General features: G+C 34.1%; 16 protein-coding genes and 1 pseudogene. 16 read left to right on the plus strand and 1 reads right to left on the minus strand.

Annotated elements, in window-relative coordinates:
- Positions 1-133 precede the first annotated feature (133 nt).
- Positions 134-667, minus strand: a complete 534-nt coding sequence (locus tag MKY65_RS09510) for a hypothetical protein (RefSeq protein ID WP_339184255.1) — start codon at positions 665-667, stop codon at positions 134-136.
- A gap of 93 nt (positions 668-760) precedes the next feature.
- On the opposite strand from MKY65_RS09510, the gene MKY65_RS09515 reads away from it, so the two are divergent.
- The 16 genes and pseudogenes from MKY65_RS09515 (at position 761) to MKY65_RS09590 (ending at position 12065) form a co-directional block, all read left to right on the plus strand.
- Positions 761-1357, plus strand: coding sequence for a TetR/AcrR family transcriptional regulator (locus tag MKY65_RS09515; protein ID WP_339184257.1), 597 nt, complete (start codon positions 761-763; stop codon positions 1355-1357).
- Positions 1358-1689: 332 nt separating this feature from the next.
- Entirely contained in the window at positions 1690-2007 is a 318-nt protein-coding gene (locus MKY65_RS09520) for a GNAT family N-acetyltransferase (RefSeq protein ID WP_339184259.1), read from the plus strand.
- Positions 2008-2407: 400 nt separating this feature from the next.
- Positions 2408-2713: a hypothetical protein gene (locus MKY65_RS09525; protein ID WP_339184261.1), complete on the plus strand. Its 306-nt coding sequence runs from the start codon at positions 2408-2410 to the stop codon at positions 2711-2713.
- A 13-nt stretch (positions 2714-2726) separates the two neighbouring features.
- Positions 2727-3497: a CPBP family intramembrane glutamic endopeptidase gene (locus MKY65_RS09530; protein ID WP_339184263.1), complete on the plus strand. Its 771-nt coding sequence runs from the start codon at positions 2727-2729 to the stop codon at positions 3495-3497.
- Positions 3498-3813: 316 nt separating this feature from the next.
- On the plus strand, positions 3814-4236 hold the full coding sequence (locus tag MKY65_RS09535; protein ID WP_339184265.1) for a PH domain-containing protein: 423 nt from the start codon (positions 3814-3816) through the stop codon (positions 4234-4236).
- A 101-nt stretch (positions 4237-4337) separates the two neighbouring features.
- Entirely contained in the window at positions 4338-4745 is a 408-nt protein-coding gene (locus MKY65_RS09540; RefSeq protein ID WP_339184268.1) for a YrvL family regulatory protein, read from the plus strand.
- Between the two features lie 121 nt (positions 4746-4866).
- Complete coding sequence (locus tag MKY65_RS09545) at positions 4867-5358, plus strand: GNAT family N-acetyltransferase (protein ID WP_339184270.1); 492 nt, start codon at positions 4867-4869, stop codon at positions 5356-5358.
- Between the two features lie 162 nt (positions 5359-5520).
- Positions 5521-6273, plus strand: coding sequence for a PIG-L deacetylase family protein (locus MKY65_RS09550; RefSeq protein WP_339184272.1), 753 nt, complete (start codon positions 5521-5523; stop codon positions 6271-6273).
- Between the two features lie 330 nt (positions 6274-6603).
- Positions 6604-6753: a hypothetical protein gene (locus MKY65_RS09555; protein ID WP_339184274.1), complete on the plus strand. Its 150-nt coding sequence runs from the start codon at positions 6604-6606 to the stop codon at positions 6751-6753.
- A gap of 64 nt (positions 6754-6817) precedes the next feature.
- Positions 6818-7345, plus strand: a complete 528-nt coding sequence (locus MKY65_RS09560) for a GNAT family protein (RefSeq protein ID WP_339184276.1) — start codon at positions 6818-6820, stop codon at positions 7343-7345.
- A 160-nt stretch (positions 7346-7505) separates the two neighbouring features.
- Complete coding sequence (locus tag MKY65_RS09565; protein ID WP_339184278.1) at positions 7506-7880, plus strand: MerR family transcriptional regulator; 375 nt, start codon at positions 7506-7508, stop codon at positions 7878-7880.
- Positions 7881-9053, plus strand: a complete 1173-nt coding sequence (locus MKY65_RS09570; protein WP_339184280.1) for an MFS transporter — start codon at positions 7881-7883, stop codon at positions 9051-9053.
- A gap of 164 nt (positions 9054-9217) precedes the next feature.
- Positions 9218-9451, plus strand: coding sequence for a hypothetical protein (locus tag MKY65_RS09575; protein ID WP_339184282.1), 234 nt, complete (start codon positions 9218-9220; stop codon positions 9449-9451).
- Positions 9452-9852: 401 nt separating this feature from the next.
- Positions 9853-10595: pseudogene (locus MKY65_RS09580) on the plus strand (MerR family transcriptional regulator).
- 19 nt (positions 10596-10614) lie between these two features.
- A complete protein-coding gene (locus tag MKY65_RS09585) occupies positions 10615-11511 on the plus strand; it encodes a DUF2268 domain-containing protein (RefSeq protein WP_339184284.1) in 897 nt (298 codons plus the stop codon).
- A gap of 119 nt (positions 11512-11630) precedes the next feature.
- Positions 11631-12065, plus strand: a complete 435-nt coding sequence (locus MKY65_RS09590) for an acyl-CoA thioesterase/BAAT N-terminal domain-containing protein (RefSeq protein WP_339184286.1) — start codon at positions 11631-11633, stop codon at positions 12063-12065.
- Positions 12066-12116 lie beyond the last annotated feature (51 nt).

Consider the following 12116-nt stretch of genomic DNA (forward strand, 5'->3'; position numbering starts at 1 on the left):
TTACCTTTTGATTATCACTTCCTCCCAAAAGAAGCGCTCCTCACTAAATAACTAGTTAGGGTCATACCGGTGAGAGTAGTTCACTGTGAAGACCTATCCTTCTAATCGAAAAGCCAATTTCCCCAATTTCACACTATACTTTTTGTTTTTTAGGGAAAAGTGTGTAGCTGAAACTTATTACAAAATCAATGATCACAATGAGAGACCAGAGCAGCATAATACGCATTAATGATTCCGTCTGAGCATAATTGTTAATATAAAGAGTGATGCTTACTAATATCCCGCCGCCGATGAACAAGGAGAGCAAATGCCGGTACCATCCTTCACGTTCTTTTCTGGCATGCGCTTTTCCGTACTTTATTTTTACCGGCTTATCCCCGTTTCCAAATCGATAATTAAAATGTCCATCTGCCCATTGAATCATCCGATGGCCAAAAGCAATACTTACACCAATATAAACCGCAGCTATTCCATGTATCGTAGTAGCAACAGCGCCATTTTTTAAATCAATGACCGTTACAATAAGCAATATGAGATCTACAATGGGCGTACAAATCAACAGAAAGGTACCTAGTTTCTTCTTTTTCCATACATATCTGGAACATAATCCAGCTAAAACAAACACCCAAAATCCAATTTCACAAGCTATAATTAACCAGCCAATCAAATGGAACACATCCTTTTTATTAATTTAGTACAACTGTATTAAATTAATAGTAGCATGATTGTTTATTTAATACAAGTGTGCTAAAATAAAAACATGCCAAAAAAAGTAGATCATCAAAAACGTAAAATTCAAATTGCAGAAACGACATGGAAAGTTATTGTAGAAGAGGGGATTGAACAAGCAACCGTCAGAAAAATAGCACAAGCTTCAGGTTTATCAGTTGGTGCTGTCAGACATTATTTCGCAACGCAGTCGGAATTGCTGCACTTTTCTATGGAACTTGTATCCGATCGGGTTATTCAAAGAGCGAAAGCAAGGAAATTTTCAAAAGACAGGGACCCGTTAGAGCTTGTGACAGAGGGTGTAAGTGAAGTACTGCCTATCGATGAAGAACGAAAAATAGAAATGGAGGTGTGGTTAGCTTTTTCCGCAAAAGTTCTAGTCGATAAAACACTTCGTGAGCTAAGTGATAAAGTCTATAGTGACATGCATGAAGGATTTAAAAATGTCGTTCACGCATTACAATTATTAGATATAGCAAAAAATGGACTTGACCTAGAGATGGAGGTTAACAGGCTTCATGCAATTGTTGATGGAATGGCAATGCATCATTTATTAAATCCAGAGCAGTTTACACATGAAGAAATGATGGAGACTTTAAAGTATCACCTTCATTCTCTTTTAAAGTAATTTAAAAACCTTATAATTCTTGAGTATGAATGAATTGTAAGTTGATTAAATTAAAGAACGCTGAACATCTATTTAAATATTGCTAGCGACCTCCCCCAATTATTTAAATCAATCTGAATAAAAATAGAAAAGAAAACTATTTGAGACTCCTAAACGGCCGCGAATTGACGAAATAGACAACATCCATTTTAAATTAGCCGTGATTTTCACCCAATATTATTAACTCAACGTTTTTTAGAGATGATCTAATAAATAATGAAGGGGGAAATAAATGAATTGGTCTATCAGAAAAGCCTCATTAACGGATACTGATAGCGATTACGGAATTAAGAATGGAACTTCTGACAGCAGCTGGTGACGTAAATGAAGAAAATAAGTCTAACGTATTTAACGCAAATCAGGTTTATTTTAGGGAAAAGCTATCTAATGGTAAGTTCACCGCTTGGTTAGCAGAAGATAAAGGAAAGATTGTCGCTATAAGCGGATTAGTATTTTTTGACAGGCCACCCCAAGGCGAGAACATAAGCGGGATAGAAGCATACGTAATGAATATGTATACCAAACCTAACTATAGAAGTCTTGGCATAGCTCGTACATTATTAGAAGAATGTATTTCTCATTGCGAAAATGTAGATGTGGGGCGCATATGATATGGTTACATGCTTCTGAGGAGGGATATCATTTTTGTAAGAAAATGGGATTTGTTGATAAGGGTTCGGAGATGGAGATGTTGTTATAATCCCTCCTAAATCATAAAGTAAAACATTGCTCTTAGCATTATGCTAAATGCAATGTTTTACTTTGAAGCTTTTGTGTTTTGAACCGATTTCACATAGCAAATAAGTTTGCACAACAAGCGCCAATCTAAACAACACAACAAATAAGAAACAAACGCTTTAATTTCCAAATGCGTGGTTCAACTCCACCTGCTTTAGCAGATGATTGTTTCAATATTAGTTATTTATCCCATAAAAGGTTCTTTTTATGGAATGATTGAAACCTTTTACATATTAAATTCGTAATAACTATTGTATAAAGGGGGCAAAAGAAATGATAATTAACATGGCAATCGGTCTAATTATCGGTATAGCTTTGGTTGGAGCTGGATATTTTGTTCGAACAAAAGTGGAATTTTCCTATCTTGCAGGTTTTAAGGAAACATGGGAGCCGATTAATAAAGAAAGACTGGCAAATAGGATTGGTATTCTCATAATTATTTTAGGTGTTATCGCTATTTTAACATCTATTTTCATCCTATGGTTTGGAGCTATCGTTGAAAAAATCTCTGGGGTATTAGCTTTTATTGATGTGATTTTGATTATTATTGCAATCGGATTAGACCGAATGGGACATTAAAAGGAGTATATGTATGGGAAACTGGAGAATAAAACTTGTCCTGTTATTTACGATATTAAACACAATAGGAATAATTGCTATCATACCATATGAATTAACTTTAATGGGCAATCAATCTATAACAGGAGATATACCGACTTCATTAATAATAATTATTAATTCAACTTTTCAGGCCTTATATATGTTTGTCATGATATTGGTTGGCTTAAGGCTTCAAAATCGTACAGGATTAAATGCTCCAATATTAAATGGAATGGTTTATCAAAAGACATGGGTACATATTTCAAAAAAGTGGTTGATTAACAGTATAGTTGTAGCAATAATTGGAAGCGTTATTGTAATTCTTCTTGATTTATTCGTATTTAATCCTTTGATGGGAGCAGCAACTGATCAAATGGCTTCTCCAAATTGGTGGCAAGGTTTACTTGCTTCCATATACGGAGGAATTACGGAAGAAATCATGCTGCGATTGTTCGGAATGACACTCATTGTTTGGTTATTAGCTTGGATAACAAAAAAACAAAAAGGAGATATTCCCAATAGTTTTTACTATATAGCAATTTTCCTTGTAGCTATACTATTCGGATCGGGGCACTTACCGGCCGCAGCACAAGTTTTTGGTGGGTTGTCCGGAGTTATTGTTATTCGTACATTGGTTTTGAACGGTCTTTTAGGCTTATGGTTCGGTTACTTGTATTGGAAAAGAGGTTTAGAATACGCAATTATTGCACATATGTCAGCAGATATCTTTCTTCACGTTCTAATCGTACCGATACTCTATTAAGCAACAGAAGCGATTATGGAGAAATTTGGAGGAAAACGCATCTTGTTCAATCTTCGTCTGCAAATCAGTCCTGCTAAAAATTATTCTTAGCAGGACTTTTGGCAGGCTATATTTCTCAACTAATAACCGAATAATTTTAGCGGGGTTTATTTTTTGAATGATGCAATGAAACTGATGAATTGATTGAACCGTCGCTTTACAGCAATGAATCAAAATGCTTTAACATACCAATTAAGCTATCCAATCTAATATAAGATCATTTCGATTAAAACATGTGTAGAAATAAATTGCTGATACTTAAAAGAGGGGGGAGAAGGTGGTATTTGCCTCGAAAAAAGATTTGTGGCTTGGCGGGGTAATATGGGGATCACAGATGTTTTTTATCTATCTAATTATATATTCCATTTTTATAGAATTTAGTTTGATTTTAACAATCATTTCACTGGTTTCTATATTTTTTGTGGGGACTGCCTGGTTTAATACAAAATATATAATTGCAAGAGGGGTCCTTGAAGTACGTTCTGGAATTTTAAAGAAGAAACCGATTTTTATTGATAAAATTCATTCTATACGTTTTACAAAAAATCCAATTGCAGCGCCGGCTTTGTCCATTAATAGAATAGAAATAAATTATAACCAATATGATACAATATTAATATCTCCAAAAAATCCAAAACGTTTCATTAATGAAATAACCAAAATAAATCCAAAAATAAAAGTTAATAAAACCAATATATAGGTGAATTAATATATCGTTAAATTAAATTTACAAGGGATCATTTACAATATTTTCATTTGATATTCGAGACAGTCAGCGGAAGAGGAGAGATACATCTATTTATGAAAGAAAAAACAAAAAATATAATTGGAATGACACTTTTTGTTATATTTATAGTAGGAATTTTAATGGCAATTTTCTTCTTTGGCATAACAGGAATTTTTGTACTGCTCGGCGTTCAATATCAATCTGTTTGGTCATTAATCATTTTTGTCATAAGTGTCTTTGTTCTAGGATTTGTAGTTGATTTATTTATGGGTGTCATAGCTAAATTAACCGTTGAAAAATTATCGGGGAGAATAACATCACTTGTCATCGAATTTCTTTTTGGGTTTGCAACAAACTGGGTTGTTATTATGACCGTAGATACGTTTATGAACAGTCTTACTCTTTCTTTAGGGACAAAGCTAATCCTTTCCCTTGTATTAACTTTTGCTGAATTATTGTTTCAAGATAAAAAAGAAGATTAAGAGAGTTGTGCAGTCACCGGGAAATATTGTGAAATAGAAGGGGGAAAGGATTATTAGGCCAAAGAGATAAATTCTTAGAACATGATGAAAAGATTATAAATTTATTATCAGGAGATGAATTATGTTGTTTGAATCAAAAAGATGTGTCATTAACACCTTCCAAAAATCTGATTATGCTGATGTGAAAAAATTATATGTAGATTGTGAAGTAAGAAAATTTCTTGGTGGTGTACGTCAAGAGGATTCAATTGAAGCATCATTGGATGAAATGCTTAAAATAAGTGATGATTCTTTTTATTGGGCTGTTAGAGAAAAACACACAGGTAACTTTATTGGATTAGTTTCACTTGACCCACACCATGATGGCGCTTACCTTGAAGTTTCCTATCAATTTTTACCGAATTGGTGGGGGAGGGGCTATGCAACAGAGGTAGTTCAGCTGATAATCGATTATGGCTTAAGTGAATTGAACCTTCCCAAAATCGTTGCCGAAACACAAACTGTTAATACATCCTCTTGTAAGCTCTTAGAGAGGGTAGGTATGAAACTAGAACGAACAATTAGCAGGTTTGGAGCTGAACAAGCAATCTATTCAATTGAACCTTCTAATTAAATTCTAGATTTTTTCTGCCATAGGTATCATTGCAGCGGAAAGTACTTAAGGTAAAAGGGTAAATAATACGGTGTGGAATGGTAATAAGACGCTAAAAGATAGAGAAATTATATTAATTTTTGGAATGATAAGAACTTTATATAATAAAACGAGGTGAAGCAGATGATTTCTTTTGAAATACCAAATCCTTTCCATATGAAACGGGCATTATTTATTCAGCCCCACCATGATGATAATGAATTTGGAGCAGGTGCGACAATTGCAAAACTTGCATCTGAAGGGGTGGATGTACATTATCTAACTGTTACGGACGGCGGCTCCGGAAGTAATGATAAGAGTCTATCAACGAAGAAATTAATAGAAATCAGAAAAAAGGAGCAGGAAGAAGCCAGTTCCATTCTAGGTGTGAATCAATTACACTGGTTGGATCTTCCTGATGGACATTTATATGATAGTGAAGAATTGAGGCGAGAGTTAGTAAGAGTAATCCGTACAGTATGCCCTGATATTATTTTTACTGTAGATCCTTGGCTCGATTATGAAACCCACCTCGATCATGTCGTTACTGGTAAAGTTGCATCTTTTGCAGCGCGGATAAGTGGAAATGCAAGGTTTTATCCTGAGCAATTGCAAGCGGATCTTAAAGAACATAAAGTGCAGGCGATGGGATATTATACCACTAAGAATCCAAACACATTTATCAATGTAGATAGATTTTGGGAGAAAAAGTTAAAAGCTCTTCAAGCGCATAAGAGTCAATTTTCCGGGGACTATTTAACGTTTATAACAAATTATCTTTCCTATAAAGCAACGGAACATGCAAAGCAAATTGAGGATGATTCCAACTATGCGGAAGGATTTAAAATTTTACCATTAATGTTTCTGCACAGCAATGTAGATGCAATGGATATGTAACTGTTAATTAAAGTAGCTAGTTATTGGTTGAAAGAAATGAACATCTCTTAGGTGAATCAGTTGGTAAGAAGATTAGAATAAATATGTTGTTATTCTTAATGCTGTGTAATTCTTAAAGCTCTGTAATTGATTTAAAAAATAGTACATATTAGGCACAGTAATTTATGAGTAAATAGCTCCTAAGTATGTTTTCTTTGAACATGGTTACATATTATAACATTGATTCAAGTCGAAATATTCTGTGTTTGAAATCGCCTTTATAATTTAGATAATGTAAGTAACCTATTTTCTAGTAGAATATAATATATTTCTGTGGGAGGTAAAATAAAGATGTTTTTTTCCGGGAATGTTTATTTAATGATAACTGGAATGGGTATGGTTATTGGCATTATTTTTGATTTTTTTCTATATGGTTTACTAATAGGAGCAGGTGTTGGAGGAACAGCACAATATTGGATATCAAATAGAAAGAAAGCTTAACGGTTATTATTCATAACTATACTTTAATTTCTAATTAACATAAAATAACGGGAGATGAATACAATTGATTAGATTGGAATATTTTAGCGAAAAAGATTTTAATTTACTTATAAGTTGGATTGATTCACCAGAGTTTCTTATGCAATGGGCAGGACCTCATTTTAATTACCCCTTAGATCTAAAACAATTAAATCAATATATAAAAGGTGCTAATGAAGAAAATTCAAAAGTACATATTTATAAAGTCGTTTTGAATAAAACCAATGAAACGATTGGACATATTTCTCTAAACAATATTGATTTAAAGAACCGTTCTGCAAGAATAGGAAAAGTATTGTTAGGTGACAATAACTCACGTGGTAAAGGTATAGGTCAGAAAATGGTAACTGAATTACTCAAAATTGCTTTTGATAATCTGTCCCTACATAGAGTTGGATTAGGTGTATTTGATTTTAATGAATCAGCTATAAAGAGTTATGAAAAAGTTGGTTTTGTGAAAGAGGGTTTACTTAGAGACGTTAGGAAAGTAGGAAATGAATATTGGAGTTTATGGGAAATGAGCATGTTAGAAAATGAATGGAGGAAAATGTAATTAAAAAGAGATGAAATTATTTGAGTATTTCATCATAAGCCTGCTGTCAAAAAACAGTAAGGCTTTTTTAGTAAAGAATTCCAAAAGAAAAAGGAATTGACCCTGACACGGTGTCAGGGCTTATGATGATATTACTTAAGAAAAAGAAGGGGGCAAACCAATGAAAATCGGTGAATTGTCAAAGGAAACAGGAGTAAGCATTCGGTCATTACGATATTACGAAAAGAAGCATTTAATTCGTCCTCCCCGGAAGGAAAACGGATATCGGGAATATGAGGAATCAGATATTGAAACGGTAAAAGCTGTTCAATTATTTTTAAAGCTGGGAATGAATACAGAGGAGATTTATCACGTTTTATCATGTGGTGATTTTCAGCTTGCTGGAAATAAGGAGTGTGCTCAAGATGCCGTAGATCTTTATTCGGAAAGGTTAATAAGTGTTCGTGAACAAATTAAACACCTACAAGAGATTGAATTGCATTTAGAAAAATTGATGAAGTATTGGAAAATGAAAAAAGAAGAAGGTGGGGGTTAAGTGAATTATCGGCTTCTTATACTTGTGCTTGGAACATTTATTATCGGGACAGACGACTTTGTGATTGCTGGCTTGTTACCGCATATCTCCAATGATATGAATGTCACGATTGCTGCAGCAGGTCAACTGGTTACTGCCTTTGCAATTGCCTATGCTATCGGAGCACCTCTTTTTGGAACCTTAACAATGAATTTGCCTTTAAAAGGGTTATTGGTTGTGTCCATGCTGGTATTTGCGATTGCAAATGCACTTTCTGCGATGGTAGTTTCTTTTGAAATGCTCTTTATTACTAGAATATTGGCTGCTTTGGCAGCAGCGATATTTACTCCTTTAGCAATGACTGCTTCTGCCAGCTTGGTGTCTGAAAAAATGAGAGGGAAGGCATTATCATTTATATTGGCAGGTATAACCATCGGTTTAGTTTTAGGAGCGCCTATCGGAACATGGATTGGTAATGCAGCCACATGGCGCTATTCATTTATTCTTGTATCTGTTATTTCGTTTATAACAGTTATCGGAGTTTTTCTGTTTTTACCTAAAATGAAAAGGGAAGCAGAGATGACGATTCGAGAAAGATTAAAAGGATTTAATAAGGTTATTTTATTAACCTTAGTTGTAAATATAATTGGTACTACTGGCGGCTTTATGACCTATACCTATATTGCTCCAATTATTACGGGGATTACCAATATGGAGAATATCAGTATTTTTCTAATGTTATTTGGAATTGGAGCACTCTTTGGAAACTTAATAGGCGGATATTTTACAGATCGAATTGGTGCTTCTAAAACACTCATGCTGTCTCTTGGAGGATTTGCAGTATTATTGGCCTCTTTCTCCTTTTTATCGTTATTAAATCCATCAACACTTGCGGTTATTATGGTATCCATTGTCGCCATTTTATGGGGCGTTCCTGGATTTGGGATGAATCCTGCTCTTAACACCTTTCTTATATCATTGAATCCAAAATCAGCGCAAATGGTTTTATCCTTTAGTGCATCCGCGCTTTATATGGGGATTGGATTAGGTGCATTTGTAGGCGGCGGTGTGATTAGTGTAAGTTCGGTTAATTATGTAGGAGCTGGGAGCGGGATATTGGTACTTATTGCTTTGTTGCTGTTTGTTATGATTCATAAAATTACGAATAAGAAAGAAAGGAGTACTTTTGAATAATAAGTTTTCTTTTAGAACTTAAAAAAATAAAGTCAAAAAGTTACAAAAGTAAAAAGAGTGGCCATGCTGTATATACAGGTTTAAGTGTTATTGATAATAGAAAAATCCCTTAATTGCAATGGAGAAGATGCTCTTGATATAATTAAGAAAAGGAGTGAATTAAAATGCGAAATGCTCCAACAGCTAAAGGGAAGGATGCTCGCCGTTTTTTAGAAAAAGTTAAAAAGAATAGTGAATTAATGAATCAAAGGCGACGAACTGACGGTGATAGCAGAGGTAAAAAACCAATATCAGAACTTGATAAATTTGACTTAATATTTAAAACAATTAATATAGATGATTTTGAAGCTATAAAATCTTTTACCAATATAAATGCAAGTAAAAGCAAACAGTCATGAATCTTAGTAAATAAAGTTCTTGGCTGTTTTTTTATATTTAAATATTTTACAAGCGAGAAATAATTGTATACTGACCATTATTTCTCGCTTGTGTTTTAATCACCTCTTGTATACTTAATATATAATTACGCCATAATTTTTCGGGAATGATTAGCAACAATAATTAACAAATAGCTGCCAGTAGGGAAACACTGGTTTGTGGAAGATAGAAATAGGGCTGATCCAGTTTATAATTTCTGATTACTTGAAAATCAAACTAAATATCATAACCGACATAAGATGATTTAAAGAGCGCCCGTTAAAAAATAAATTGAGTAATAAATAACTTTCAATAAATTGATATTTCTATTGACTTTTACGGTGCGTAAGGCCTCATAGTACTAAACAAGGAGGTGCTAAAAGTGGCAATGAGAGTAAAGGAAGTGACTGATTTAATGGGTGTTAGTGCTCGTACACTGCATCACTATGATGAGATTGGTTTATTGACTCCAAAAGAAACTACCAGTTCCGGTTACCGATTATACACAGAAGAAAATATAAAAACGCTCCAGCAAATTTTGATCTTTAAAGAGTTGAGTTTATCTCTAAAAGAAATAAGAAAGATTATTTATAGCCCATCATTTAACCACGGGGAAGCATTGCTGTTTCAACGGAAAATGTTGCTAGAGAAACAAAGTAATATCGATAAAATGATAAATACGATTAATAAAACCATTCAATATATGTCAGGTGAAATAAAGATGACAAATGAAGAGAAATTTGAAGGCTTGGCTTTAGCTATAAAGCCTATGAACAAGAAGCTCGTAAACGTTGGGGAAATGAATCTGCCAATCTTGTAAACGCGAAATTAAAAAGAATGTCAGAGGATGAACGCAAAAGTTTATTGGAAAGGTGGGATGCGATTTTTAATAAACTTGCGGTTTGTCATGATTTTTCCCATGAATCTCAAGAAGTACAAGCCATCATAAAAGAATGGTATGATTTCTTAAATGAAAATTTTAGGAAGAACTACTCTCTTGAAGAATTTTATGGATTAAGTCAAGTTTATATGGAAGATAAGCGCTTTATACCAAACATTGATTAATATGGTACAGGGTTAACAACACTGATGAGCGGTGCAATAAAGGTCTTTACAAATAATTAGAAATAAAAGGGTGGTTACAGTGGAAATAATAATAGAAAATACAATGAAACAATATGAACAGTTATTCTCTATGGAGGAAAATAGAGAAAATTACTTTCGATACTCTATGATGAAGCCTTTTGAAAAGATGTGGAATACGATTAATGTTCCATTAAAGGCTAAAGACCCTAATGGGTATGATGTCATAATGGCTACAAATATGCTCGGTTATCTTGATGTATCTGAAACGCAAACAGGAAAAAAGGCATTGGAGAATTTAAAAGATATTCAAGCACTTGAAACAGCACGTAATACGTTGAACGATTGTGTCCAATTTATAGAAGAAAATAATTTAAATATAAATACGGACGAATTAAGATTTGGAATGTATATAGCAGATCCGAAAAAATTAGAATTGCAGAAGGGTTATTGCGGATTCGGTGGAATTCCGGGATTTATCCAAGTGTCTATTTACCCCGATTCCTATAATACTCCTAAAATTCCAGCAGTGATTGCCCATGAATTTAACCATAATATCCGTTTTTCGTATTTTGATTGGGATCATGGCAATGTTACGGTTGGTGACTATTTAATCATAGAAGGATTAGCAGAATCATTTGCTAAAGAGCTTTATGGAGAGGAGCTTTTAGGACCTTGGGTTACCTCTTTTGATAAAGAGGACTTAGCGTACTCTACCGAGGTAATGAAAGATGCATTAGATGTTAAAGGTTTTGCGGAAGTTAGCAGCTATATGTTTGGAGATAAAATTGCAGTAGAGCAAGGATACCAGCCTGTGGGATTATCACCATTTGCCGGTTATGCCGTTGGATTCCAAGTTGTACAGTCTTTTATGAAAGAAAATAACATAGGAATTGCTGAAGCAACCCTGCGGAGAACAGATGAAATAATAAATCATTGCGGATTGTTCGATAAATAAAAATGGATGACTGCCTCGGGCTAAAAGTGAAAACAATCTACTATTAGTCCAAAATAATTATTTAGCCAATAGTTTTCATTGCTTTACTGTAAATTGTACAGCAGGAAAGGAGTGAAATAATGGAACTGCATAAAATTCATTTTTCAGCCAACAGTAATTTAATAGATTCTCAGGTGAAAATCAGTATGAGCGGACTTTCTCCATGTGATATTGTAATGCTTAAAGCTGAAATGCAAGATAACTTTGGGGTAGATTGGGAATCCTGCGCTGTATTTGAAGCGGATACGGAAGGAAGAGTTGATTTAATGACTGCCCAACCTATTTCAGGAACTTATTCTGAGGCTGATGCGGCTGGTCTTTTTTGGTCTATGTTGCCCAACTCAAACGCACCATCAAAAAAGCAAACACCTTTAAACCCTTTGGAAGTAAAATTAATATTGAAAAGACAAGAAGCATTGTTGGATGTGTTATCTTTGAAGCGGCATTTCGTTTTGCCCGAAGTTAAAAGAATACCGGTACGTGAACAAGGAATAGTCGCAACGTTGTTTTCCTAACCAACATTGTGCTTGGGGGATCAGAAGGTGGTTTACATGAAGAAAATACTG

The sequence above is a fragment of the Oceanobacillus sp. FSL W7-1293 genome, from assembly GCF_037969815.1.
Taxonomy (GTDB): domain Bacteria; phylum Bacillota; class Bacilli; order Bacillales; family Amphibacillaceae; genus Oceanobacillus; species Oceanobacillus oncorhynchi.